General features: G+C 54.9%; 22 protein-coding genes. 16 read left to right on the top strand and 6 right to left on the bottom strand.

Annotated elements, in window-relative coordinates; genetic code table 11:
- The first annotated feature begins 3 nt into the window (after positions 1–3).
- From JUE67_RS02620 to JUE67_RS02640, 5 genes are all read left to right on the top strand, one after another.
- Positions 4–621 (top strand): ATP-binding cassette domain-containing protein, encoded by a 618-nt coding sequence (locus tag JUE67_RS02620; protein WP_203627131.1) that lies wholly within the window; start codon positions 4–6, stop codon positions 619–621.
- Entirely contained in the window at positions 618–1,802 is a 1,185-nt protein-coding gene (locus JUE67_RS02625) for a hypothetical protein (RefSeq protein ID WP_203627133.1), read from the top strand. The genes JUE67_RS02620 and JUE67_RS02625 overlap by 4 nt, the downstream gene beginning before the upstream one ends.
- Positions 1,803–2,002: 200 nt before the next feature.
- On the top strand, positions 2,003–2,350 hold the full coding sequence (locus JUE67_RS02630) for a hypothetical protein (protein ID WP_125698046.1): 348 nt from the start codon (positions 2,003–2,005) through the stop codon (positions 2,348–2,350).
- 384 nt (positions 2,351–2,734) lie between these two features.
- On the top strand, positions 2,735–4,450 hold the full coding sequence (locus JUE67_RS02635; protein ID WP_225877919.1) for a glycoside hydrolase family 2 protein: 1,716 nt from the start codon (positions 2,735–2,737) through the stop codon (positions 4,448–4,450).
- A 348-nt stretch (positions 4,451–4,798) separates the two neighbouring features.
- Entirely contained in the window at positions 4,799–5,263 is a 465-nt protein-coding gene (locus tag JUE67_RS02640; RefSeq protein WP_203627135.1) for a universal stress protein, read from the top strand.
- Positions 5,264–5,407: 144 nt separating this feature from the next.
- On the opposite strand, the gene JUE67_RS02645 is transcribed toward JUE67_RS02640, so the two are convergent.
- Positions 5,408–7,747 carry a cation-translocating P-type ATPase gene (locus JUE67_RS02645; RefSeq protein WP_203627137.1) on the bottom strand — a complete coding sequence of 780 codons (2,340 nt, stop codon included), beginning with the start codon at positions 7,745–7,747 and terminating at the stop codon, positions 5,408–5,410.
- Between the two features lie 208 nt (positions 7,748–7,955).
- Between JUE67_RS02645 and JUE67_RS02650 the strand changes: the two genes are divergently transcribed.
- Positions 7,956–8,381: a hypothetical protein gene (locus JUE67_RS02650; protein WP_203636959.1), complete on the top strand. Its 426-nt coding sequence runs from the start codon at positions 7,956–7,958 to the stop codon at positions 8,379–8,381.
- A gap of 216 nt (positions 8,382–8,597) precedes the next feature.
- On the opposite strand, the gene JUE67_RS02655 is transcribed toward JUE67_RS02650, so the two are convergent.
- Positions 8,598–9,986: a DUF4179 domain-containing protein gene (locus tag JUE67_RS02655; RefSeq protein ID WP_203627139.1), complete on the bottom strand. Its 1,389-nt coding sequence runs from the start codon at positions 9,984–9,986 to the stop codon at positions 8,598–8,600.
- Complete coding sequence (locus tag JUE67_RS02660; RefSeq protein WP_225877922.1) at positions 9,976–10,545, bottom strand: sigma-70 family RNA polymerase sigma factor; 570 nt, start codon at positions 10,543–10,545, stop codon at positions 9,976–9,978. Before JUE67_RS02660 ends, JUE67_RS02655 begins: the two co-directional genes overlap by 11 nt.
- Before the next feature lie 181 nt (positions 10,546–10,726).
- Here JUE67_RS02660 and JUE67_RS02665 point away from each other — a divergent pair, with 181 nt between their 5' ends.
- The 3 genes from JUE67_RS02665 (at position 10,727) to JUE67_RS02675 (ending at position 13,313) form a co-directional block, all read left to right on the top strand.
- On the top strand, positions 10,727–11,245 hold the full coding sequence (locus tag JUE67_RS02665; protein WP_203627143.1) for a GNAT family N-acetyltransferase: 519 nt from the start codon (positions 10,727–10,729) through the stop codon (positions 11,243–11,245).
- A 54-nt stretch (positions 11,246–11,299) separates the two neighbouring features.
- Positions 11,300–12,460 carry a cation:proton antiporter gene (locus tag JUE67_RS02670; protein WP_203627145.1) on the top strand — a complete coding sequence of 387 codons (1,161 nt, stop codon included), beginning with the start codon at positions 11,300–11,302 and terminating at the stop codon, positions 12,458–12,460.
- Positions 12,461–12,656: 196 nt separating this feature from the next.
- Entirely contained in the window at positions 12,657–13,313 is a 657-nt protein-coding gene (locus JUE67_RS02675; protein ID WP_203627147.1) for an HAD hydrolase-like protein, read from the top strand.
- Between the two features lie 38 nt (positions 13,314–13,351).
- On the opposite strand, the gene JUE67_RS02680 is transcribed toward JUE67_RS02675, so the two are convergent.
- Positions 13,352–13,819 carry a MarR family winged helix-turn-helix transcriptional regulator gene (locus JUE67_RS02680; RefSeq protein WP_203627149.1) on the bottom strand — a complete coding sequence of 156 codons (468 nt, stop codon included), beginning with the start codon at positions 13,817–13,819 and terminating at the stop codon, positions 13,352–13,354.
- A 103-nt stretch (positions 13,820–13,922) separates the two neighbouring features.
- Here JUE67_RS02680 and JUE67_RS02685 point away from each other — a divergent pair, with 103 nt between their 5' ends.
- The gene (locus JUE67_RS02685; RefSeq protein ID WP_203627150.1) at positions 13,923–14,858 is read left to right on the top strand and encodes an alpha/beta hydrolase; all 936 of its coding nucleotides are present in this window, start codon (positions 13,923–13,925) and stop codon (positions 14,856–14,858) included.
- A gap of 49 nt (positions 14,859–14,907) precedes the next feature.
- Here the strand turns inward: JUE67_RS02685 and nrdI are convergent, their stop codons facing one another.
- Positions 14,908–15,360, bottom strand: coding sequence for a class Ib ribonucleoside-diphosphate reductase assembly flavoprotein NrdI (gene nrdI / locus JUE67_RS02690; RefSeq protein WP_203627152.1), 453 nt, complete (start codon positions 15,358–15,360; stop codon positions 14,908–14,910).
- A gap of 159 nt (positions 15,361–15,519) precedes the next feature.
- Between nrdI and JUE67_RS02695 the strand changes: the two genes are divergently transcribed.
- The 5 genes from JUE67_RS02695 to JUE67_RS02715 all read left to right on the top strand — a co-directional run bounded on the left by JUE67_RS02695 (position 15,520) and on the right by JUE67_RS02715 (position 20,298).
- Complete coding sequence (locus tag JUE67_RS02695) at positions 15,520–16,377, top strand: hypothetical protein (protein WP_203627154.1); 858 nt, start codon at positions 15,520–15,522, stop codon at positions 16,375–16,377.
- A gap of 394 nt (positions 16,378–16,771) precedes the next feature.
- Entirely contained in the window at positions 16,772–17,917 is a 1,146-nt protein-coding gene (locus JUE67_RS02700) for a 5-methyltetrahydropteroyltriglutamate--homocysteine S-methyltransferase (protein WP_203636960.1), read from the top strand.
- A gap of 23 nt (positions 17,918–17,940) precedes the next feature.
- Complete coding sequence (locus JUE67_RS02705) at positions 17,941–18,414, top strand: S-ribosylhomocysteine lyase (RefSeq protein ID WP_203627164.1); 474 nt, start codon at positions 17,941–17,943, stop codon at positions 18,412–18,414.
- 344 nt (positions 18,415–18,758) lie between these two features.
- Positions 18,759–19,151, top strand: coding sequence for a hypothetical protein (locus JUE67_RS02710; protein ID WP_203627166.1), 393 nt, complete (start codon positions 18,759–18,761; stop codon positions 19,149–19,151).
- A gap of 64 nt (positions 19,152–19,215) precedes the next feature.
- Complete coding sequence (locus tag JUE67_RS02715) at positions 19,216–20,298, top strand: DUF6287 domain-containing protein (protein WP_203627168.1); 1,083 nt, start codon at positions 19,216–19,218, stop codon at positions 20,296–20,298.
- 2,110 nt (positions 20,299–22,408) lie between these two features.
- Here the strand turns inward: JUE67_RS02715 and JUE67_RS02720 are convergent.
- A complete protein-coding gene (locus JUE67_RS02720) occupies positions 22,409–23,221 on the bottom strand; it encodes an HAD family hydrolase (RefSeq protein ID WP_203627175.1) in 813 nt (270 codons plus the stop codon).
- A gap of 200 nt (positions 23,222–23,421) precedes the next feature.
- Between JUE67_RS02720 and JUE67_RS02725 the strand changes: the two genes are divergently transcribed.
- Entirely contained in the window at positions 23,422–24,945 is a 1,524-nt protein-coding gene (locus tag JUE67_RS02725) for an ABC transporter permease (protein WP_203627177.1), read from the top strand.

The raw sequence follows: 24,945 nt of genomic DNA on the forward strand, positions 1-24,945 counted from the left end.
CTGATGATCACTGCGCGAGATATCCAGCTCTCTACGCGAAGCTTGTTGATAAAAGATTTCTCATACGACTTTTTGGATGGTAGGTTATTCCTCATTACGGCCGAGAATGGCTTGGGCAAAACAACGCTTTTGCGATCGATGATGGGCCTTGTCCCACTCACTCACGGCATCTTCAGTTTTGATGGGGCGCCATCTTCCAGCAGGAGTCGTGATGCGTTTTTCTGGGAGTCTAGCAATTGGTTCAATTCTCAGTTGACTGGCCGCGACTATCTTAATTTTGTCCACGGCCAATGGCATTCGAGTGTAGCTGTTGATCCTGTGGTTGAATATTGGGGTATGGTAAACTACATTCGACTTCCCATACGAAAGTATTCCTTGGGTATGAAACAGCGGCTGATCATCGCGCTTTATGAAGTGAGTGGCGCGAAAAATCTTTTGATGGACGAGATCAGTAACGGACTGGATGAGGAGGCGCGTCAACTTCTTTATGAGCGGCTGAGGGCCATGGCCGATGCAGGCAAGTGTCTCGTCATCACCTCACACTACCGAGACGAGATCGCGTCATTTATTGATACCCAGTTGACTCTCCAAAATAGGTCGATCTTGGAGGTGAGGCTTTGAGTTATCTTAACTTTTTTATTAAGCGCGTTTTCAAAAGTACGTTGACGCTATTAATGACAGGGACCATCCTAATGCTCTTTATTTTTATTCTGGCTATGAATATTCGGACCTATCGCTCCTTCTCTATCGCATCGAATGCCAATGACAATCTACAGATTGCCAAACGTTTGAGAGCCGCCTCGAAGAATGATCTGTCTGTATATGATAAGAATTCTGACAGATATGAATCCGCATTAGGTAATTACCATGATGCGCAAGCGTCAATTGAAAAGAACACAAAATTAATCGATGCACTTCATGCGGGTCGGTACCAGGAAGCCTATGCCGTTGCACTTTCACAGACAGATGCTTCCCTAAAAATGGCAAAGGGAGATCCAGCGACGACGCCTGATCTACTGACTGGCCTCAAGCGCGAGCAATTACGACTCAAAGCCCTCGCAAAGGCTGATCTTCCTGAACAATCTTCGACGTATCCCGTCGATGGTCTCGGTTTTGTGGCCAATCTTCTGCGATATATTGCCCCGGTCGTGTTCTGCGTCCTGGTCATTTTTCTGTTATCCCAGGTATTTTCTGAGCGCTACCGGGAGGGCATCGATATTGGTGCAGTCTTTCCGTTTAGAATCTTGTCGTTAAGTGCTGTAGATTCACTGGCGGGCGTTCTTGTCTGTGTGGGACTTGTAGTGGCCATGATCGGGCTTGTGCTTGGCTTGGCCACAATTATCTCTGGGTTTGGTCACTGGTCCTATCCAATGTTTCGATATCATTCAGGAACGTCGAAAATGGAATATGTGTCGACTGGGACCATCATTTTGCAACAGCTGCCAATCAGTCTTTTGTATCTGGTCTTTTTGGTTTTGAGCTGCGAAGTGATCGCTATTATGGCCAAGAATCGATTCGTGACATTATTCGTTGCCTTGGTTGTGTTGATTGGACTGCCGCTCGGTACTTGGCTGGTCGTCCCGCTGCAATCAATCGCACATATTGTTCCAACGACATATCTATTTAGCGAACTGACTGTCACGGGTGAACTGGCAAACTCCTTTCATAATTCGCGGGTATGCTTGACTTCAGGACTTATCGTACTACTCGGGTCGATTCTGATTCTGGCTGTCTTGATTGTAGCGCTTGGACAAAAAAAGAAAAAATTTCAAAGTGAGGCGTCACGCATAGTCTCAAAGTGATGCGCGAAATAAGTGCCATCTTAGCCCAGCAATAGAGGGCCGAGATGGCTTTATTCGAAAACTCCGGCCGTCGAACAGCGGAACATAACTTGATTCGTCTCCTTATATGCGGTTTCGATCGGTCACCCCAGAAAAATTTGTCAACGGCTATGATTTCATTTATTTACACGTTAAACTTGTCAGAGACAAGGAGGATGATCATGGAAATCGACAACAATCATCTGGTAACAAAGTATTACGACTTACAGGCGAAAAACGCGAAGGTCTTCAAGGCAGTCGAACAGTCGGTCAATGATCAAGTGGCGGCCCTTTATCGCCAGCTCGATTCGCACTTTGTCGACACGTTGACGCTATCGATCGACGATGCGGTCAGCGTGGCAAAAGCAGCCGGGCTCGACATCGACCCAGCAGAAGCTGAGATCGCCGTGACGAATTTCATCCTGAAAGATCTGACGACGCTAGGCCTCTGGATTCAGCCGCTTGAGGAAAGCGACCCCAACACCATCGTCGCCAAACTGAACTTCGGCAACCGCAGTCGTTACTATTGAGCCGCCCGTGAGCCGCCCGGCGGCCTTTGCCGCACAGGAAAATGAAAGCGCTATTTAAAAACGGTGCAGCGCACGGCGTCTGGGGCTGATCGGCTAACTTGGGCCTGGCGCTTGGGGCGCCAGCCCCGAGCGACGGGACCGGTTAGCCGACTCAGCCCCGCTGTGCGCAGCCCAAGTAAACGGTGCGGAGGCTCGCGTTTAGGTCTGAGCAGCTAGTTCAGTCCAGGCGCTTGGTGGCGCACTTCGCCTCGAGTGACGGTTCCAGTTAGCTGTCGCCCCCCTGCGAGCCGCAGCCCAAGTAGACGGTGCGGAGGCTCGCGCCCAGCTCTGATTTAAAAAGTGATTCATAAAAATCAACAAAAATCAAAGGAGCACACAATAACCATGATTCCACGTCCGGAATATCCACTGCCGCAATTTGAGCGGCAAAATTGGGTCAACTTGAATGGCCAATGGCAGTTTTTGATCGACAACGGTGACAGCGGCCGCGAACAGGATTTTCAAAATACGGCCCCATTTGACCAGGAGATCACCGTGCCGTTTGCCCCGGAAAGCGACCTGTCTGGCATCGGCCACAAAGATTTCATGAACGCCGTGTGGTACCAGCGCACGATCACCGTCAGCGAGGCGGATCTGAAGCAGGTGTTGCGATTGCATTTTGGCGCTGTCGACTATGAGGCCCACGTTTACGTGAATGGCGTTGAGGTCGGCACGCATCGCGGCGGCTACAGCAGCTTTTTCCTCGACATCCAAGATGCGTGCACACCTGGCGACAATCGGCTGACGGTCCTCGCCCGCGACCCGATGCGCGCCCAGGCGTACCCGCATGGCAAGCAGAGCCACGTCTTCTATTCGCAGGGCTGCGATTACACGCGCACGACCGGCATCTGGCAGACCGTTTGGCTGGAAAAATTGCCAGTGGCGCATCTGGCGTCCGTCAATTATGCCCCGAACATCGCCGCGCCGGCTGTGACCTTGCAGCTGAAGGTGACGGCCCCCGGCACCGTGCACGCCGCGATCGCCTATGACGGGGTCGCATGCGGCGAAGGCGACGTCGCAATCGCTGGCACCACCGGCAGCGTCACCATTCCACTGAGCGAAAAGCATTTGTGGGAGATCAGCCATGGCCGGCTTTATGACGTGACCCTCACGTTTGGCGAGGATGAGGTGCACAGTTATTTTGGCCTGCGGGAAGTCGCCATGAACAACGGCCAATTTTTGCTCAACGGCCAGCCTGTTTTCCAAAAATTGGTCTTGGACCAAGGCTTCTATCCGGATGGCATCTACACCGCGCCGAGTGACGACGCGCTGAAAAACGACATCGCGTTGAGCCAGGCCTGCGGATTCAATGGCGCCCGCCTCCATCAAAAGGCGTTTGAGCCGCGTTTTCTCACCCATTGCGACGAGGCCGGCTACATCGTCTGGGGCGAAATGGCGAGCTGGGGGCTGAACGTGGCCAAGGCGGATGCGCCGCTGTGGTTCTTGCCGGAATGGGAAGAGGTCATGGCACGCGACACTGCGCATCCGGCGATCGTCACCTGGTGTCCACTGAATGAGACGTGGGACATCGATGGGCACCAACAGAACAATGATGTGCTGGCGCTGATCTATCACACGACCAAGGCGATCGATCCGAGCCGGCCGGTGGTGGATACGAGTGGTAATTTCCATGTCATCACCGATATTTACGATGTCCACAATTACGAGCAAGATCCGGCCAAGCTCAAGGAAAAATTCGACGGGTCCAAGCAACCGAATGGGCATTTCTGGGATGAACACGACGCCCGCCAGCAGTATGCCGGCCAGCCGATCAATGTCAGCGAGTATGGCGGCATTAAATGGGTGCCGGATGCGGATGCGCAAAATCGGGCCTGGGGCTATGGTGAAGGACCAAAAGACGAGGCGGATTTTGTCGCCCGATTCAAAGGCCTGGCGGATGTATTGCTGGACGATGCGGATGTCTATGGATTCTGCTACACGCAGCTGTACGATGTCGAGCAGGAACGAAACGGGCTGTATTATTATGACCGCACACCAAAATTCGACGTGGCGCAGTTCAAAGCGGCGCTGGACCGACCGAGTGCTAACGAGACAAAATAAGTGAACTTCAAAAAAACTGGGACAGAACTTTTGTCCCAGTTCCTGTATAGTGCACTAATGTTACAGCAGTGTCGTGGGCCAAATGTCCGGGTCCGAGCAGCTAAGGTTCCAATCACCTGGTCCAAAGTTCGGACCTGGCGCTTGGAACACTTACCTGCCGGACCCAAAAGCGACATTTGTCCCACTTCCTTTTTTTTCAGGGCCCGACACCGCACGACCTGTTCTAGCCCTGCTCGGTGAAGCCTGACTTGATGCGGGTGTCTGTCGATGTGAGGTGACACCAGACCCTTTCCGCGCGCGTTTGACCCCGCCAATGTGGTACAACTAAGAGGAAAGGGGTGCTTTGTGATGACAGAAAACGGTGTGCGAATTTTAGTCGCAGAAGATGGCTCCAGCGCCGCCCATGCCGCATTAGAGCGGGCGGTCGCGATCGTCAAAGACCGCGGCGGGGTGATCGACTTGCTTCATGTGATCGATACGCGGCAGTACAGTGTTTCGCTCGGCGAAGGCGCCGACGTGTCGGGCAAGGTCCTGTATAACGCCGAACAACGAGCCGAGGTGGCGCTCACGGACATGGCCGAGCCTCTGCGCAAAGAGGGGCTACAGGTCAACATTCACCTACGTTTTGGCAGTTCGCGCAGCGTGGTCGCCTATGATGCCCCGAAGGATTACGCGACCCAGCTGATCATTTTGGGCCGCTCCAGCAAGCGCCTGGTGTCCCGCATGTTCATCGGCTCCGTGGCGGGCTTTGTGGTTGAAAATGCGCCCTGCGATGTCTTGATCGTGGCCAATCCCGAGGCGGCCGCGGATTAATTTTTCACATAGTCAAAAGGCAATGCCGCACGCCCGAATTGGGAGGTGCGGCATTGCCTTTTGTTGGCCAGTGGCGTGGGGGATGTCCAGGCGCGAGCACCCAAGCCGGATCCCTCAAGCTCGCGCGACCCCACCGTTTCTTACCTACCGCCAGTTGATGCGCGACAGCACCCGTCGGCCCAGCAATTCCTGCAAGGCGTAATACACCGGCACAGTCGAGACGATCAGCGGGATATAGACCAGCATCAGTTTGAAGTCCCAGAGGTTGCTCATCGAGAAGATCTTGCCGCCGAAGAAGAAAATGGCAAACAGCGCGAGGTACAGGCCGATCACCATGACCGTCTTGTAGCGGTTGAACGGCCGGGCGACCAGGGTCAACACATGCAGCTCGATGACCCCGATCAACAGCGCGACCAACGTGGAGGTCACACCGAAGGACCAGCCGAACCAGCTTTCAAAGAAGGTCAAGATCAGCGCATACGCGACGACCATCAACGCCGCCGGAAGCGCCAGCGTCATCACCTTTTGCATGAATTGCCCGCGCACGCGCTCGAAGTTTGGCTCCAGTGTCAGGAAAAATGACGGGATGGCGACGGCGATCGCGGAGACCGGGGTCAAGTTGATCGGGACGATCGGGTAGTCCAGCGGCAGGAAAATGAAGATCGCGGTCAAGATGACGGAGAAAATGGTTTTGACCAGATACATCGAGGCCACGCGCTCGATGTTGTTGATGACGCGCCGGCCTTCGTTTAGGACCCAGGTCATCGCGTCGAAGTTCGAATCGATCAAGACGAAATCGGCGATCGACTTTGCGGCCTCGGCCCCGCTGGCCATGGCGATGCTGCAATTGGCTTGTCGCAACGCCAGCACATCGTTGACCCCGTCGCCGGTCATCGCAACGGTATGGCCGTTGTCCTGCATCGCGGCGATCAGCTTTTTCTTTTGCCCAGGCGTCACCCGGCCGAAGACGTTATTCTCGGCGGCCAGCGCGTGGAAGTCGGCGTCTTCAGCCACGGTGCTCATGTCGATGGCTTGGTCGGCGCCGGCGAGATCTGCGGCCTTGGCGACATTTGCGACGGTGACGGGGTCATCGCCCGAGATCACCTTCAAGCTCACGCCTTGGCCGGCAAAAAAGTTGAAGGTGGCCGCCGCTGTGGGGCGCAACTCATCGGAGATCAATAAGAGGCCCAATAGCTCGGCGTCTTCCAGCGGGGCGGTGAGGGGACGCGGCGTGCGGGCGACGGCGAGTACGCGATAGCCCTGCTGCATCGCCTCGTTCAGTTGCGTTGTGACAGACGGCGCCAATCCCTCTGGAAAAACAAATTGTGGGGCGCCCATCACCAGATTTTCCCCGTCGGCAAAACTGGCGCCCGACCATTTGCGCGCAGAGGAAAATGGCATGCGCGCGGTGACCTCAGTGTCCGGGGCCGCCGCGGTGGCTTTGATCGCCATCGCCGTTTCGTTGTCGTCGTTGAGCGCATAGGCGATGCGGCGCGCGGCTTCGGCGACCTGCGCCGCCGTTGCCGACACGCCGATCACTTTGGCGACTTTCAACTTGCCCGAGGTGATGGTGCCTGTTTTGTCCAAACAGATCGTGTCGACGCGGGCCAGCGCTTCGATCGCAGGCAAGGCGCGAACCAGCACATGGCGATTGGCCAGGTTGCGGGACGAAACGGCCAGTGCCACGTTCGTCAACAGGACCAGGCCTTCCGGAATCATGCCGATCATGGAGGCCGCAGTCGTGATGATCGCGCGGTTGTAATTCCCGCGGCGGACCATCGACACGGTGAAGAGAATCAGGCCCAGCGGAATCAGGACATAAGTCAACACGCGGATGATCCGATTGATCGTCGCCAGTAGCTGACTCTTGGTCTCATTTTCTTCCTTAGCTTCTTGGGCGAGCTTGGCGGCGAAGGTGTCACTACCAACTGCGGTGACCTGCATTGCGGCTTGGCCGGCGACGATGAATGAGCCGGAAAGCAGCTGATCGCCGGGGCGCTTGTTGATCGGATCGCTTTCGCCGGTCAGCGGGCTTTCGTCGGCTTCAAGGTCCTCGGTGGCCGCGACGACGCCATCGACCGGTATCTGGTCACCGCGCCTGAGCAGCACGATATCATCCTGGACGATATTTTCCTGTGGGACCGCGACCTCTTTGCCCTCACGCCGAACGCGGACGTTGCTTTCGGCGAGGATGCTCATTTTGTCGATCTTGCGCTTGGCGTTGATCTCTTGCAGGGAGCCGATCGCGGTGTTGATGATCGCGACACCCAGAAACAGCAGGTTCTGATAGCTGCCCGTGGTGAAGATCAGCGCGCCCAGCACCACGTTGACTAAATTGAACAGGGTGAACGTGTTGCCCGAAATAATCTGGCCGATCGATTTGGTCAGCGGCTTCATTGGCAAATTGTGCTGGCCGGCTTGAATGCGGGCGTTCACCTCGGCCTGGGTGAGTCCCATGTTTGGATCGACTTGGTGAGATGCCATGAACGGACCTCCTTGATGGTGGCACGGCGCCGCGCCGCAAAAATTGCGGGGGGGGGACAGTTGCGCATGAGGGTGCTTGCCGCAACCTGCCGCGTCTTTGTCTCTATTTTAACGGAAAGGCTCGGCCTGGCGCATGGAAAGTCTCAAGTTAAGGAAATATTATACCGAGTTGTGAGCGTTTTCGGTGTGATTTTTCCGCGAAACGGGTATGATTAAAGCAGGAGGCGATGTCATGTTCAGCGAAAGCAAAGCACTTGTCAACAAGTTGGTCGAAACGGCCAGCGCATCTAGTCACGATTTTAATGAGATGATCAAAGACGACCCAGATCTGTTGATCAAATTGGCGGTGGTCCATGTGATTCCCGTCGGCTTGTCCATTGTCGGTGCCGTTGCGATCATCCGCGGTCATCAGCGCCTGCGCATCGAAAAGGAGCGCACCCGCCAAGTCCGGCTGCGCGCGATGCTCGATGCGCACAAGGAACCGGGTCATCCGGGTTGCGGCCACCCAGGCTGCAAGCACGGCGAAGGCGAAGGCGGGCATCACGGCCATCATGGACACCACGGTCATCATGACCACGATCACGGTCCGGCCATGATCCCGCTGGAAGGAAGAAAAGGACTGCCAACGGATTAGGGTGCGAAGGCCCGCGGGATGGTCGAGTAGCTAGTTTGGTTTGGGCGCTTGAGGCGGACTTTGCCTCGAGTGACCGAGACAACTAGATACCTCGACCATGCGGGCCGAAGCCCAACTGAAAAAGGGTGCGGAACCCAACTCACAAACGATTGAGATAAAACAAACAAACGATCCGGTTCATTGCAATTGCAGTGGGCCGGATCGTTTAATTTTTGCCTAACGAACGGGGATGATGATATCGTCGAGACCGACGTTTTCATTGAATGCATAGTTGGCTTGTATCTGTAAGTCGTGAAGTTGTTTACCCTTGAGTCCCGATTTTTGATTGAGGTCAAAAGTCGTTTCGGCCTGTCCGGTCTTTACATCGAGCACTTTATTGGTGACGCCTTGGCCAACAGTAAACAGATAATTGTTGCCCAAGTTACTACTATAGTGATTATCCACATAGTCAGTCGTCATGATTGCCAGCGGCCAGGTGTCGTTTATTACGGTGGCCAATTGTGAATGCCCGGTAACGCCTGTTAGCTGATACCTCACTGTGACCTTATTGTCCTTGAGTGTTGCCTTTTCGAAGATGAATTGCGCATTCGATTTCGTGGCGTTGACTGTTTGAGGAAGGGTGTCTAACCCGATGCGCTCGCTCAATTCCGGTCGATAATACCAGGCCCGATGGAATGTGAGCTTGCTGACGTTTGCCGGCAAAGACTTGATCGGATAGCCGTCGTATTTTTCGCCAGTTGCCGTAGTGCCAGAGATTGTATCTGCATCCAGCAAATAGTCTTTCTTGCCACCATTCACGAACAGGGACCCGAGATACACCCTATTCTCACCAGCTGGCCGTGCGATCTTCAAAAGACTCGTCCCGCCCTTATATTCGTCGACGCCAAGCACTTTGACCGTGTACACGCCGCCTAAGATCGGCACGCTTCCGATCAGCTTCCGCGGCTTCACCGCACTCGGCTTGAGGGTGAGATCGAAATGCCATTTGCTTCGATGACCGAGAAAACCGTCGATCGTCAGCGGCAGATGCAGGGCCTTTTTGCTTTCTGCGGCGTTGACCGTCCCAGAGAAAAAGAATTTATAGGTCATCTTGCCATTTTTCGCGGTACCAGTTTTCTCGACGTCCATCGTAGTCACGCGGAAACTGCCTTTGTTACCTTTGCTGAGGCCTGCATCGAACCAATCGTCATCGCGGCTTGGCACCCCCGTTGCCGTTCCGCTCACCGAAATGATCTGGCCCTGCATCACCGCACTGTCGAGTTTCAGCGTGATGCCGCGCGAGGTGGCGCTTTGCCCGAGTTGTTGCGCATAGCCGGCATTTTCGACGACCATCCCGATCGCGTCATTGAAGGCCGCAAAATAGTGACCGATCAGTGGGACTTGCGCCATGACCCGATTGACTTGGGGTGAGAAAATGCCGCCGAGCGACAGGGCAACCGCCGCAGCCACGCCGATTCCGGCTGCAATCAGGCCACGATGCTTTTTCCGCGGCTTGGCGTTGGCGGCTTCGAGCATCCGGTCGATGGTGCGGTCGGCGCGCTTTTTTTCGTCATCCGAGACCGACACAGTGTGGTCGATCAGACTGGTCAATTTGTCATCCTTCAAAGTAATCCCCTCCTAACCATGCTTTGAGCTGTGCTTTCCCTCGGCGCAGCTGGGATTTAACGGTGTTGTCAGATTGCTCGGTGACACTGGCAATCTCGCTAATCGACAGGCCGTGGTAGTAATACAACAGAAGCACTTGCCGATATTGATCGTTGAGTTGGCGCAGGCCGGCCAGCAGATCGAGTTTTTGCTCGCTGGACGCCCATTCGATCTGGGCCGGCACATCGGGCAACGCGTTGATGTCGACAGCTTCGTGCGCGTTGACATCGTAATGGTGATACGTTTGCCGAATCATGATGCGCGTCAGCCATGTGCGGAATAAGGCCGGATCTTTTAATGAATGAATGCTTTTCAGCGCGGCCAGCGTGGTCTCGCCGATCACTTCTTGCACATCGGCATCCCGCGCAAGATACAGCTTTGCAGTCTTGACTAGGTAGGCCGACTGCGCGTGCATCAAGGCGGCGAAGACGGTTTGATCGCCTTTGATCGCTTTGGTGACCAGGCGAAGCTCCCTGCTTGACGCCGCCGGTAGCGCCTGACTTTGGGTCAATCGAATCACATCTGCCAATCCACTCCCCCCTTTCGCATGGTTAGTAGGCTTTAGGTGAAAAAAAGTTGCCTCCGCATGAAATTGTAACCGGTGCCAATTTTCGCGGCAAGGCGAGCTTTTCTGGGAGCATTGCGCGCGGGGCGAAAATAGGGGAAAATGGATTTACTATTATATAGAAGGAAGCAACAACATGGCAGAAATTTTTGTGCGGCCGGGTAAACCCGACGATATTCCGGCGATCATGGGCATTATTTCAGACGCCCGCGCCTTTTTACACGAGCAGGGCATCAATCAGTGGCAGGGGACGTATCCGGATCAGGCCGCGGTCGAACAGGATATTGCGGCCGGCACGAACCGCGTGCTTGTTTCCGCGGAATCGGTGGTTGGCACCGCCAGTTTGATCGAGGGACCGGATCCGTTTTATAAACGAATCGATGGCGACGGCTGGCTCGGCGAGGACCCTTACATGATGATTCACCGCTTTGCCGTTTCGAGCCAGATTCGCGGCCAGCACCTCAGCAAATTTTTGATGAGCAATCTGATCTCGATGGCCTATGCAAAGGGGTACCGCGATCTGCGCATCGACACGCACGCGCAAAACACGATCATGCAGCATGTCATCACCAGCAACGGCTATGAGTTCCGCGGCATCGTCTATCTCGACGAGCCGGTGCCCGAGCGCAATGCGTATCAGTTGCGGCTTGAGTGATCCCGGCGCACAATACGAATCAGTAAGGTGCGTTGATGAAAAGGAGGAGGGGCCATGGGATATTTAGGCACGTTGGCATTGATCTTGGCGGCGACGATGCTGCTGGCGCATTTTAGCCTGCAGATCGGCGTGCCGGCGGTGATCGGCGAATTGCTGGCCGGCATCATTTTGGGCCCGGCGCTGTTGGGCTGGGTCGCGCCGTCGCATCTGGTCAGCGAATTCTCCGAGATCGGCGTTATCATTTTGATGTTCATCGCGGGACTTGAGTCGGATCTGACCATGTTGAAAAAATACTTCCGGCCCGGTGTTTTGGTCGCGGTCATCGGCGTCATTTTCCCCATCGCCCTTATCGGCGGCTTTGCGATGGTGTGGGGCTTTGACTTCACCGCCGCCAGCTTTCTGGGCATCACCTTTGCCGCAACGTCCGTGTCGATCTCCGTTGAGGTGCTCAAGGAACTCAACGCGCTCGACTCGCGCGGCGGGGCGACCATTCTTGGGGCGGCGGTGGTCGACGACATTTTGACCGTGATCATTCTCAGCGTCGCAGTCGGGATGTTTGGCACAGGTGATGGCAACAAATGGCCATTGTGGCTGACGCTATTGTTGCAGCTGGCGTTTTTCGCCGTCATTTTCTTCGTCGTCAAATGGGCCGCACCATATCTGATGCATTTGGCGGAACGGTTGTTGCCAGGCTCCGCCGTGATGGTGATGTCCCTGTTGTTGTGCCTGACGATGGCATTTTTGGCGGATCAGTTCGGCTTGTCTGCGGTCATCGGCGCCTTTTTCGCCGGGGTCGCGGTCAGCGAAACGCCATATCGAGAAGAGGTCGACGTCAGCATTGGCGCGATCGGGTACGCGCTGTTCATTCCGGTGTTTTTCGTCAGCATCGGGCTGAACATGCGGCTTGACGGCTTGCTTCAGGATCTGCCGTTCATCGCGATCATCACCGTGCTGGCACTTTTGACAAAATGGGTCGGCTGCGGGCTCGGCGCCAAAATGGCCGGGCTCGATAATCACGATGCCGGGGTGGTCGGCGCGGGGATGGTCTCGCGGGGCGAAATGGCGTTGATCGTCGCCCAGATCGGCTTTGATGCCCATTTGCTGGATAAGGATTTTTATTCGGCCGTGATCTTGACGATTATTTTGACCACGTTGATCGCGCCATTTATGTTGAAACGGGCGCTGCGGCAAGGCGGGGATGTGGCTGAACAATAGGCGCAGATTTTTTGTTAGGCTGCCCCACCATCCCGCGGACATACGCACCGTAGTCGGGCTTCGCGGGGCAGGGGTGAGGCGTCTAACTGGAACCGTCACTCGAGGCGAAGTGCGCCTCAAGGCCAGTCCCAAGTTAGCCGCTCACCCCTGAGCGCCCCGCTACGCATCCTTAACTTGAAAGGATATAACTCTACTGATGCAGTATTTATTTTTTGATTTTGATGGCACCATTGCAGATTCACATGTTGGGATATTGAATGGCGTGCATTATATGGTCGCCCAGCTCGGCTTGCCGGATCTTGGCGACGAGGTCTACCGGACGTTCATCGGGCCGTCGCTTTCCAGCTCCTTGATCAGGACTTATCCGCAATTGACCGAGGATGAGATCAAAGTGGCAATCAAACACTATCAGAAGATCTATAGCGAAACTGGGATATTTGAGATGCGCCTTTTTCCTGGCTTGATCGAAGTGCTTACGCAATTGAAAGGCGCGGGGTATTCGCTGAATATCGCAAGCGCCAAGCCCGAGCCGATGATCGACCGCATCGTTGCGCACTTCAAGCTGGGCGAGTGGTTCGACGGTTGTTACGGCGCGACGCTGGATGAAACGGTGCGCGGCACCAAGGCACAAGTGCTGGCTTACGCGCTGGAAAATGCCGGGGCCACGCCGGATGCATCGCTGATGATCGGCGATACGGATTCTGATATTCGCGGCGGGCAGGCCAATCACGTCGAAACGCTCGGCGTGACTTATGGCTTTGGCAGCCGCGCCTCACTGGTGGCCGCAGGGGCTGACCTGTTGATCGATCGAGTGGACGAATTGCCAGGGGCGATCAACCAGCTTTTGGCATAAAAAAAAGGGACCGCCGAAAATGGCTGGTCCCAATTTTTTTACTCGCCGGCCGCGGCATTTTCAGCAGCCGTGTCCTTGTTAAACAATTTGGTGCCGGTCTCCTTCAACAGGCCAAGCAGCTCATTGAGCTTGGCTTCGCCCATCACCTCGACCCAGCGCGCGAATTCTTCTTCGACGGCCACTTCAGCCTCGGCCGCGACGCGTTTCCCCATTGGCGTCAGGGTCAAAATATGGCGACGGTGATCATCCGGCGCAAGTTTTTGCGTCAAATAGCCGAGATCGCGCAACACTTTTAGCTGCCGTGCGATCGCCGGTTTCGTGACGCCGCGTTTTTTAACGATGTCCGTCAGACTGACCGCGGGCAAATGCGCGACATCATAAAGGATTTCATATTGTTCGAACGACAGGCGGTATTTTGCCATCGGCCGCGAGATGCGTGCATCGATGTTTTTTATTGTGCTAAAATAGACATCAATAAACGCGGGTAATAAACTGGTTTCTGCCATCAATTTTTCCTCCCTCACGACTCCCATCGTCATTTTAGCAGATGGCCCCGCATAAAAAATGAGAATTAGCTGAAAATCCCCTGACAAGTAAAGGAGGTTCCCCATGCGTCATCGACATTACGGGACCACGGCAGTCTGTGTGGTCTGTTTATTGCTGAGTGCAGGCGTGTTCGGCGCCAGCCAATATTTTTATGATTATGCCTTTGTCCCGGCGAAAAAAACTTTTCTAAGTAGTCACGAACCGGCTCGTACCACCCGTGCAAAAACTTGGCTTGCCAAAGTGGATAAGGAGACGTGGCACATGCAGGCGGCGGACAGCGACTTGCAACTGGTCGCGGATTTTGTCCCGGCTGCGACCAAAACGGCGCGCACGGTGGTCATCGCGCATGGCTACATGAACACCAAAGAGGACATGGCCCCGCAGATCCAGCTGTTCCACGATGCCGGCTTCAACGTGCTGGCGCCGGATGACCGCGGACACGGTCAGTCGGAAGGCACCTACATTGGTTACGGCTGGCCGGATCGGCTCGACTACTTGAAATGGCTGGACAAGCTGCTTGCACGGACGGGCGAAAATAGCCAGATCGCGCTGTACGGCGTGTCGATGGGCGGTGCGACCGTGATGTATTTGTCCGGCGAGGCGTTGCCAAAACAGGTCGGCTGCATCATCGAAGATTGCGGCTACACCAGCATCATCGACGAATTGGCGTACCAAGCAAAAGCCATGTTCAAGTTGCCGAAGTGGCCGCTTGTGCCGGCGGTGGCCCTGAACGCCTCTGTGCGCGCGAAGTACAACGTGTTTGACGCGAGTGCTGTCGCGGCGCTTCATCACAACACGCGCCCAATCTTCTTCATCCATGGCGCGAAGGATGATTTCGTCCCGACAAGCATGGTCTATAAAAATTATGCCGCGACCAATGCCCCCAAGGAACTTTGGGTCGTCCCAGGGGCGGGGCATGCCAAGAGTGATGAAAAAGATCCGGCGGTTTATGCGGATAAAGTGGTTGGATTCATTAATGCCTATATGCCACCAGCATGACGGAAACCTCGAATTATTTTCGCGCTTGCGCGGCATATTCTGTGGTTGATCAAATTGCTAATGTGTCGCGCATCACTTGATAAATATGCGCGGCGTCGGCGTCGGTTCCGCGCAGTTCGTAATCGGCCAAAAATGGGGCGTTGAATTCGGCGGCGTAGCGTTTGGCGGTCAGGCAATACTGTTCGTTGAAGTTGCGATTGCCCGAGCCAATGATGCCGCGGCACAGCTCGGCGTTGCCGGGTTCGGCCAGGTAGTCGCCCATCGCGGTGGTCATCAGTTCCTTGACGCCGTTATCGATGCCGTTGCCGCCATCGAGATAGGTCGGCACGAGCACGAAAAACGGCTCGGTCTCGCCGGTCGATTGTGTGGCGTCGGAGATCTCTTTCAGCGCGATCAACGGCGCCTGGGCGTCGGCTTCGTGCGCGGTTTTTGCAAATTGCTGGAGATGCTGGGCGAAGGCCCGGGTGTTGCCGGAAATTGAGATAAATAAGACGTTGATCATGGTATCCTCCTTGGGCCAAGTGCGGCGGCCACCTCATACTTTACCACGCCGAACGCAAGATGTCGTGGTAAAAGGCTTACGATGCACAAGATGTATTGCCGTGGGTTTTGCACGGGCAAGCGCGTATTATAATAGAAGAAACACGAAAGGAAGCGCGACATGGCGAAGCAATATACCGCGACCAGCGCCGGTTGGCTGGCGTTTTTCTCGATCATTTATGGGGTCTTGCTCACGGTTTTTGCCGTCAGTCTCGGCTTTGCCCTGACGCTGGGCGAGCCGGCGAAACTCAGCGGGCAGCTCACGAGCCAACCTGCCCTTGGCGTCATCGAAAAAGACGCGAACCGAGTCGTGACAAAGACTGTCACGGACGCTGGCATCACGCTTCCTGATGACGCTGAGCTAGTGCCGACTGCGGCGCTGAAAGAAGCCCTCAACACCGGCGTTCACGCGGCGGCGAAGATGGATCTTGCCTATGACTTTTCCGCGTTTACGAAAAAGGTTGCGACCCATACAGAAGCTGTGGTGGCGGAGAGCGGTAAGTCGTTGACGACGAAGCAGAAGACAGCCCTGACCACGGCCTTGGATAAAATGATGGCCAAGCATGTGCGTACTGAGATCATGCAGCAGGGCTATGGGACCGTGTACGGGTTTGTCGCGTTGGCGCTTGAGACAGCGGCTATCGTTTGCGGGATTCTCGGCGTGCTGTGCCTCTTGATCATGGGCAAGAGCAGTCACTCCTGGCGCCGGTTCCTTGTGACGTCTGGCCGCATCACCTACGTCATCGGGTTTGTCGGTGGCATTGCGGCACTGGTTGTTGCGGTGCCAAACATCGCCGGGTCGATTCATTTCGGCGACCTGCATCCGGAAATTCTTCAGACCATGATCACAGGCTTTGCGGGGACGTGGCAAACGGTCGCTGGGGTTGTGATCTTGGTGGGGCTGTTGACGGCCGCCGTGGGCCATTTTTTCCGTGGGCCGAGTGGGGAAAAGACGGAGGCGTCGACGGAAGCGGCGTGACTGTTGCAGTTATCGAGGCCGAACTGCTCAGACCTGAGCGCCCCGCGCCGCACCCTTTTAAAATCATTTGACGTTTCTCATTTTTCTGGTTACAATCTGGGTAATACATTAGACGAATGCTTTGCGGAGAAGAGTAGCGCAGGCGCGACTGACAGTGAACCCGGCCGGTGGAAAAGGGACAGTCGCCAATGTGTGAAGATGAGCTCCAAATAGTAACGGGTCGGTTCACGCCGGCCCGCCGACTCGTGGCCGTTACCCCACCCGGTATAGATGTACCACAGAGGCAGCTTCGGCTGTGAACAAGGGTGGCAGCGCGAGTGATCGCCCCTTGACCGTGAATGGTCGAGGGGCGATTTTTTTCGTCCTATGATAACTGATAAAGGAGCACGAGCAGATGGCTTGGCAAAAACCGACAATTAAAAAGGCATTAGATGCACCGTACCGCGCAGATCTGGTTGGCAGCTTGCTGCGACCAGCAGAATTGAAAGAGGCCCATGCCGCATTGGCGGCTGGCACAAAATCGCCAGAGGACGTGGCCGCGATTCAAAAAGCCGCGATCCAGCATATCGTTGATGAACAGGTCCGCCTCGGCTTCAAAGCAGTGACGGATGGCGAATTTTCGCGTCGTTATTGGCACTTGGACTTTCTTTGGGGGCTTGAGGGCATCGATGAAATCAAGCACGCCACCTATGAGCACAATTTTAAGGGCGACATCAACGCCGCGGCAAATGTTGAGCTGACCGGCCCAATCAGTTACAACCCCCACCACCCATTTTTCAAAGCGTACAGCGAATTGCAGTCACTGCTTCCGGAAGGGGTCGTCGCCAAGCAGACCATTCCGAGCCCGATCCTGCTGTTCCGCGACCATCGCACAGACGGCTGGGAAAAATATTATGATAGCCGCGAGGAACTGCTCGACGCAATCGCGACGGCGTACGGCGACACGATCAACCAGTTCTACATTCTGGGGTGCCGCTACTTGCAGATCGATGACACCAACTGGGCGTACCTGATTCAAAACCTCAAGGACACGCAAAATGATATTGCCAAGCACTCCGAATTCGTGCAGCTCGCACATGATGCGCATGATGTGATCGAGGAAATGCTGGCGATGGCACCACATGACATGGTGATCACCAGCCACATCTGCCGGGGCAATTTCCAGTCGACTTATCTGTTTGAAGGTGGCTACGAATATATCGTCGAATTCCTGCAGGACCTCAAGTACGACGGTCTGTTTTTGGAATACGACACCGAGCGGGCTGGCGGGTTCGCGCCGCTTGAGACGCTGTGGAATCATGATCAAAACAAGCGGATCGTGCTGGGCCTGATCACGTCCAAGTTCCCAGAGCTTGAGGATGAGGCGGCCATTCGCGCGAAAATCGACGCGGCCAGCCAATATGTCCCACTGGAAAACTTGGCGCTGTCCACGCAATGTGGGTTTGCCTCGACCGAAGAGGGCAACAAGGTCACCGAAGCGGATCAATGGGCAAAGCTGGCATTGGTTCAGAAAATTGCTGGTGACGTCTGGTCGGATTGATTTTTTCGAAAGGAAGCAAGCGCATGGCAAAAGTTGAAAGTTTCACACTGGATCACACAAAAGTTAAGGCCCCGTATGTGCGACTGATCACGGAAGAGCACGGGCCGCAGGGAGATACGATCTCCAATTACGATCTGCGCCTGGTGCAGCCAAACGCTGCGGCGATCGATACGGCCGGTCTGCATACGATCGAGCATCTGTTGGCGTCGCTGCTGCGCGACCGGATGGATGGCGTGATCGACTGCTCCCCGTTTGGCTGTCGCACGGGCTTTCATCTGATCATGTGGGGCGAGCATTCCACGACGGAGGTGGCCAAGGCCTTGAAGTCGAGCCTGGAAGCGATCGCCAATGACATCACCTGGGATGATGTGCCCGGCACCACGATCGAGTCGTGCGGGAACTACAAGGACCACAGCTTGTTTTCCGCCAAGGAGTGGTCCAAGCTGATCTTGAGCCAAGGCATTTCGGACGAGCCATTCGAGCGGCACGAAGTTTAAATTTATTTCACAGCTCACCGGCGTCACGTTGGCAATACGTGATGGCGGTGAGCTTTTTTATTTCCCGGGAAAAGTTCGCGGCGGGTGCGAGCAAAATCCTGGCCTGTTCTTTGGTAACGTGGGTGGGACTTGCATATCTGCAAGATCCGGGCAATTTGGGTGCCCACTGCCCCTTATTTGCTTGTGAGGAGAGTGAATCTCACATAGACTGAAAAATAACGGACGTACCGTCATTTTGATATTAGTGAATCTGATCAGTTCACTGATGCTATTTTTGAAAATTATTTGGGGACGAATGCCGCGATACGCCGCGTCATTTTGTCTATTTATTGGAGGAGTTATTCATGGATTTTTTGAAAAAGATCAAACCGGCTTATCTGATCGCAATCGTCGCGGTTGTTGTGGTGGTCGTTGCTGGCCTGTTTTTTGCGATGAAACCAAAAGGGCTTGAAGGCAGTTACGCTTCCGTCAAGAATTCAGAAGATATGTTCACGGGTGAAAAGGTAAAAGACACTGACACCCTCACGTTCAGCGGAGATAAGTTCAAGGAAGTCACCACGACTGTTACGGCCGGCAAGGTTACGCATAAGGATTCCTGGTCAGGGACCTTCGAAGAAAAGGATGGCGATATTACCTTCTATGGTGAGACCAATAATGGGCAGACTGGCACACTGAATAAATCGCGGAAGGCCATTTTGATGTATAATGGCGCAACCTTGGTCAAGTCCGACAAGTAAAGATGGATCTGTCTCAACGGGATTGACCAGCGACAGGAAGAAGTAGCGGGGTGGCTGCGAAAAGATGAAGAAAACAGGGCTATTGATCGCATTGATGTTACTGGGCGGGTTGACGATCGGCTGCGGCAATCGCGGTAGGGTGCCAGCCACTGCGCCGGCGCCGGCCAAATCGGCAAAGACGAGCACGCGCGTTAAGGGCGAATCCGGCAACACAAACAAGGCCACTGACACATCCAAAACAGCCACCGCCAAGAATAAATCAGCTTTCAAAGCGGCCACTACGAAGATGAATTTTTCAAAGATCAAACGCGGCGATTATTCGAGTTTGATGGCGGGCAAGTGGACGGAGATCGCCAGCAGCATGCGGCTATACAATGGCACGAAGACTGCGCTGCACGCCGGTGGGACCCGGAATTTGACCGTCACGCAAGACGAGATTGCTGACGGGTCGATGCGGTTGCGCGGCGGGGACCTGCTGGACGCAGAAGGGGCGCACAAGCTGGTCTTTCGCCAGAAGCAGGGGCAATTGTCCGCGTCACTTGTCGATCAGATCGTGGCCACCAACTGGGCAGTGGACTTTTTCCCGTCCGGCACGACGAACGCTTATCAGTCGGTGACCGGTGAAGCGAAAAACAAATACAACCTCATCCAGGTCTGGAACTCGATCAACGGGCAGACTGCTGTTTACGCCGAAAATGTGAGTGCGGCCGACTTGAAAGCATACATGGGCCTTGATGTGCGGGCGCTGGCCAAGGGCGATTATGCCAGCCTGATCGGGACATGGAAAAATCCAACCGATGGCGAAACGCTTGAGGTGGTCGACAAAATGGTGAAGAAGCCCGCCAACGTCAAATTGTCTGACGGCGAAGGCATCATGGTCGCCAATCAGGACTACAAAGGCCGGCATGAGGTGATCATTGCCGGTAAGGTGGACATGGACGGTTTGATGCAGGCTAGCATCAGCTACTTCATTGACCCAACTGAAGAGCCATCGAGCATGCAACCACTCGTTCTTTTGCCCAAAGGCGTCCAGGCGCCAGCGCTTGGCGGGACGATCGAAGATGATTCGGACATGACCCGTGACCGTCTGATTTTAGGAGGCGGCCAAAGCGGATTTGCCAAACAGGCCTACTACAAGGTAGATTAGCCAACCACAGGTACGGGATTCGTGCATGACACTCAGAGCCCCGTATTGCTGTCTACCAAATAGTGTCAAAGGAGGTCATTCGCTTTTCGGCTTGCATAGCGGGGCTGGCACAACGTTAAGTGTCGGCGCCAATTACAGGCCACGCGCGTCAAGCCGCGCAAATAGGCACCCCAGTGAAAATTGCTGGGGTGCTTTTTGCGCCCCAAGGTTTGCGACGAAAAATAATGTGATGGCGTCACACTGATCTGGTGGTGTGCAGCTGGGTTCTCGGTTGCTGTGATCTCCGAGATCGGAAATGTCGAGAATCGTGCCCTTCAAATGTAAATTGGCAATCTCAGAGATTGCACGAGGCCACTAGCATCTGATCGTCCGGTCCCCGGGTCCGCGAATTTACCGTTTTTGCTCTGAAAAGACAACATCCGCGGTCCCAGGGTCCGAAAGACAAGTCACTTCCCCAGATAGCCGACGGAAAATAATGTGATGGCGTGACACTGATCTGGTGGTGTGCAGCTGGGTTCTCGGTTGCTGTGATCTCTGAGATCGGAAATATCGAGAATCGTGCCCATTAACAATAAATTGGCAATCTCAGAGATCGCACGAGGCCACTAGCATCTGATCATCCGGTCCCCGGGTCCGCGAATTTACCGTTTTTGATCTGAAAAGACAACATCCGCGGTCCCAGAGTCCGAAAGACAAGTCACGCCCCAGATAGCCGACGGAAAATAATGTGATGGCGTGACACTGATCTGGTGGTGTGCAGCTGGGTTCTTGGTTGCTGTGATCTCTGAGATCGGAAATATCGAGAATCGTGCCCATTAACAATAAATTGGCAATCTCAGAGATCGCACGAGGCCACTAGCATCTGATCATCCGGTCCCCGGGTCCGCGAATTTACCGTTTTTGATCTGAAAAGACAACATCCGCGGTCCCCGGGTCCGAAAGACAAGTCACTTTCCCAGATAGCCGACGGAAAATAATGTGATGGCGTGACACTGATCTGGTGGTGTGTAGCTGGGCCTTGGTTGTCGCGATCTCCGAGATCGGAAATGTCGAGAATCGTGCCCTTCAAATGTAAATTGGCAATCTCAGAGATTGCACGATGCCACTAGCATCTGATCATCCGGTCCCCGGGTCCGCGAATTTACCGTTTTTGATCTGAAAAGACAACATCCGCGGTCCCCGGGTCCGAAAGACAAGTCACTTCCCCAGATAGCCGACGGAAAATAATGTGATGGCGTGACACTGATCTGGTGGTGCGCCCCTGGGGTTCTCGGTTGCTGTGATCTCTGAGATCGGAAATATCGAGTTTCTTGCCCCTTCAAATGTAAATTGCCAATCTCGGAGATTGCACGATGTCGATACCATCAGATTTTCCGTCTTCGGGCCCGCGTGCCTGAAGGATTCCATTTCCGCATACCTGGAGTATGAGGAGCCAGCGCGATGATGCGGTGTTTGTGTTCTTAGCGAACGCGGAGATCGTGATCACTTTTCGAAAAATGCAAAGTTTCGGTCTCAGGAATCGCGACCGACCGACGCTCCGGCTGATGGCTGGTGGAATGGTGTCACGCCATCACATTAGTTTCATTGGCTCGCCCGCGGACTGTGGTTGTTACCAGAAATGATCAGTCTATACGTTGCGCTAAACTGCCAGAATCGGCAATCAAGTCTCGGTCGGCAAAACGTTGAAATAAAGGCGTTCCTATGGTCGAGAATTTTCTACGAGTCCGGATTATTCAAGCAGATTGCGGAAAACGCTGATAGACCGCAGTTTCTAACGCCCAGTCAAGCGCCTGAGATTCGCGCTAGAAGGTCGATTTCGCGTTGAATTCGATGGAATGGTCGTGAAATTGTCATAGAATGTGCGTGAGAGGGTTGTGCCCAAACAATTTCCGAAAACTGGTTGTTGCTCTGATCTTTAGGCACAATCCTGGTATCAAGAAGAAGATTGCGTGGTTCTGACGCTGATTGGTGTGACGCCATCACATTAGTTTCTACCCCAGCGGGCGGCGGGGGCCCAAAGGCAAAACTAATGTGATGGCATCACACCCAGCCGACCCACACGCCCCGCAAAACAAAAAAAGCCGCGGACACCGCGGCCAACACACAAGCATTATTCTTTGAAAAACGCATTCAGATAACTCGCCACGCCGTCATGCGCAACGTCGGTGGTGCGGTACGGCGCCTTTTCCAAGACGTTTGGGGCGGCGTTGCCCATTGCGACGCCATATTTAACGTACATCAGCATTTCCAGATCATTGTTGCCATCACCGAACGCCATGGTGCGGTCCAGGGGATGGCCGAGTTGCGCACACACGCGGCGGATGGTGTCTGCCTTATTCACGCCATGTTTGGTCAACTCGATATTGTCGATGAAGGAGCTGGAGGTATCTAGGCCCGCCACATTTTTTAGCCGGGCGCGCCCGGCTTCAAGCAGGGCAGCGTCGTGCGGCTCGATCACGATGCCGTTGGTGATCTCCTGCTGGTGGGCGCGCAGGTGCTCGGCGGAGTCGATGCGGATGTAGCGGTCGGGGTCCTCGCCGGCGACGCGCCGCTTGCCGTCTTCGGTGTAGTCGGCGGGCAGCTGGTCGAGGTAGAGCACGCGGTCCTTGGAGAAGAAAAAGGTCGGCAGGTGGAGGTCATGGGTGATGTTGTAGATGTCGGTCAGGGTCTGGGCGTCAAAGTGCACGCTGGTCACTTTGCCATCGACTTTGGTGACGGAGCCGTTGGAGGCGATGACGTTCAGGTCGGGGCCCACCATGTTTGCGATCTGCTGGGCGGAAAAGAGGGCGCGGCCGCTAGCGATGAAAAAGCGGTGGCCGGCTTGGCTCAGGCGGTGGATCGCGTCGAGGTTGGCGGGGGATGGTTTCAAACTGGGGCCGATCAATGTGTTGTCGACGTCCATGAAGATCAGATAGGGAGACATGACGAGACATCCTTTTTATTTATTTTTCCGCATTAATCTTAACGTTTCAGGGGGAGGGGTGCAAGCGCTGCCGCGGTCTTGGAAAAATTCTCATATTCTTCACAGCATTCACAGATTAATCCTATTTTGTGCATGAGTTAGCCAACTCTCTTCGCTATTTTGAAACTAGTCCCCAGACGGACAGAGAAGGGAGCATCATTATGAATTTTGTCAAACGCGCCTGGCTCAACTTGTGGGCGAGAAAGGGTCGGTCTGCTTTACTTATTCTTGTCACTGCAGCCATTATGCTTTTCGTGCTGGCCGGCCTTTTGTTGCGCTCAGCGGCCAATACCGCGGTCGCCAACGCGAAAAGTAGCGTCGGCGCCACGCTCACGCTCAGTGCCAACCGGGAAGCCGCATTCAAGAAGATGCGCGAGCAGATGGAGGACCAGAGCCAAGATAGCGATTCGGACAGCAAGACCACGCCAACGCGGCCAAGCCTCACGATGACGCCGGTCAAGCTCAGTGATGCCGAGAAGATCGCCAAGCTCAGTGGCATCGAAAGTTACAATGTGTCGGTGTCGACGTCCGCTAATGCCAGCGGGTTTGACGCGATCGAAACGTCGACCGGCACCAGCATCATGCAGGGCGGTGGCGGTTTTGGCGGCAAAGGCGGCTTTGAGGACAATTCCGGCGACATCACGATCAGTGGCGTTTCCAGTACGGCCGGCGCCACCGCTTTTTCCGATGGGACGAACACGATCACAAAGGGTCGCGGCCTGACGTCGGATGATATTGGCACGATAAATGTTGTGGTGGAGACCGAGCTGGCCAAGCAAAATGATCTGGCGGTCGGCGATACCATCAAGTTGAAGTCGCTGAAGACGGATGATGCGGCGGCCAAGAGCTACACAGTCACGATCGTTGGCATTTACAAGGCCAAGTCCAGCAGCACCGCCCAAATGGGACCTGGCGCGAGCGACCCAGCCAACACAATTTTCACCAGCTACTCGTTTGCCAACACCTTGAAGGGGAGCGATGCGAAAAACACAGCAGACTCCGTGATTTTCACCGTGTCCACGCCAAGCAAGGTCGATAGCGTGCAAAAAGCGGCGAAGAAGCTGATCAACACCAGCAAATTCTCCATCGACAGCAATGATGCCAGCTACCAAATGGTGAAGGCCTCGATGTCGTCGGTCACGAGCTTTGCGGATAAGATCGTTTGGCTGGTCGCGATCGCCGGCACGATCATTCTCGCGTTGATCGTCATCTTGATGATCCGCGAGCGGCGCTTTGAGATCGGCGTTCTGCTGGCGCTGGGCGAACGGCGGGGCAAGATCATCGCCCAATTCTTCTGCGAACTGCTGGTCGTGTTGCTCGTTGCGATCGGGCTGTCGAGTGCCGGCGGTCAGTTCGTCGGGGATAAACTCGGCGAGCAAGTCGTCGCTTCGGCGCAAACGTCGACCACCAGTAACTCGCAAGGCGGCTTCACCCGCGGCGGCGGGCAAGCGCCAAGTGGCGAGCAGGGGCAAGGCGCCCCGAGCGGCCAGATGCCTGGCAACATGGGCGGGCGCACGTCTAGCCAAGCGGCGATGCAAAAACAGGCGAAACTCTCGACGCGCATCACGCTCAAGGATGTCGGCTTACTCACCGTCTTTGGCCTCGCCATCATCTTGATCGCGATCACGGCGGGCGCCGCAGGTATCTTGCGTCTGCAGCCGAAAAAAGTGCTGATCGGTAGCTGA

Source organism: Lacticaseibacillus mingshuiensis (genome assembly GCF_016861785.1).
In the GTDB taxonomy this organism is placed as follows: Bacteria; Bacillota; Bacilli; order Lactobacillales; family Lactobacillaceae; genus Lacticaseibacillus; species Lacticaseibacillus mingshuiensis.

Bases quoted from the DNA above. Each gene is read 5' to 3' on its own strand.
- JUE67_RS02620 (WP_203627131.1), top strand. From the start codon at position 4: ATGATCACTGCGCGAGATATCCAGCTCTCTACGCGAAGCTTGTTGATA.
- JUE67_RS02630 (WP_125698046.1), top strand. From the start codon at position 2,003: ATGGAAATCGACAACAATCATCTGGTAACAAAGTATTACGACTTACAG.
- JUE67_RS02635 (WP_225877919.1), top strand. From the start codon at position 2,735: ATGATTCCACGTCCGGAATATCCACTGCCGCAATTTGAGCGGCAAAAT.
- JUE67_RS02640 (WP_203627135.1), top strand. From the start codon at position 4,799: ATGACAGAAAACGGTGTGCGAATTTTAGTCGCAGAAGATGGCTCCAGC.
- JUE67_RS02645 (WP_203627137.1), bottom strand. From the start codon at position 7,747: ATGGCATCTCACCAAGTCGATCCAAACATGGGACTCACCCAGGCCGAG.
- JUE67_RS02650 (WP_203636959.1), top strand. From the start codon at position 7,956: ATGATTAAAGCAGGAGGCGATGTCATGTTCAGCGAAAGCAAAGCACTT.
- JUE67_RS02665 (WP_203627143.1), top strand. From the start codon at position 10,727: ATGGCAGAAATTTTTGTGCGGCCGGGTAAACCCGACGATATTCCGGCG.
- JUE67_RS02670 (WP_203627145.1), top strand. From the start codon at position 11,300: ATGGGATATTTAGGCACGTTGGCATTGATCTTGGCGGCGACGATGCTG.
- JUE67_RS02675 (WP_203627147.1), top strand. From the start codon at position 12,657: ATGCAGTATTTATTTTTTGATTTTGATGGCACCATTGCAGATTCACAT.
- JUE67_RS02680 (WP_203627149.1), bottom strand. From the start codon at position 13,819: ATGGCAGAAACCAGTTTATTACCCGCGTTTATTGATGTCTATTTTAGC.
- JUE67_RS02685 (WP_203627150.1), top strand. From the start codon at position 13,923: ATGCGTCATCGACATTACGGGACCACGGCAGTCTGTGTGGTCTGTTTA.
- nrdI (WP_203627152.1), bottom strand. From the start codon at position 15,360: ATGATCAACGTCTTATTTATCTCAATTTCCGGCAACACCCGGGCCTTC.
- JUE67_RS02695 (WP_203627154.1), top strand. From the start codon at position 15,520: ATGGCGAAGCAATATACCGCGACCAGCGCCGGTTGGCTGGCGTTTTTC.
- JUE67_RS02700 (WP_203636960.1), top strand. From the start codon at position 16,772: ATGGCTTGGCAAAAACCGACAATTAAAAAGGCATTAGATGCACCGTAC.
- JUE67_RS02705 (WP_203627164.1), top strand. From the start codon at position 17,941: ATGGCAAAAGTTGAAAGTTTCACACTGGATCACACAAAAGTTAAGGCC.
- JUE67_RS02710 (WP_203627166.1), top strand. From the start codon at position 18,759: ATGGATTTTTTGAAAAAGATCAAACCGGCTTATCTGATCGCAATCGTC.
- JUE67_RS02715 (WP_203627168.1), top strand. From the start codon at position 19,216: ATGAAGAAAACAGGGCTATTGATCGCATTGATGTTACTGGGCGGGTTG.
- JUE67_RS02720 (WP_203627175.1), bottom strand. From the start codon at position 23,221: ATGTCTCCCTATCTGATCTTCATGGACGTCGACAACACATTGATCGGC.
- JUE67_RS02725 (WP_203627177.1), top strand. From the start codon at position 23,422: ATGAATTTTGTCAAACGCGCCTGGCTCAACTTGTGGGCGAGAAAGGGT.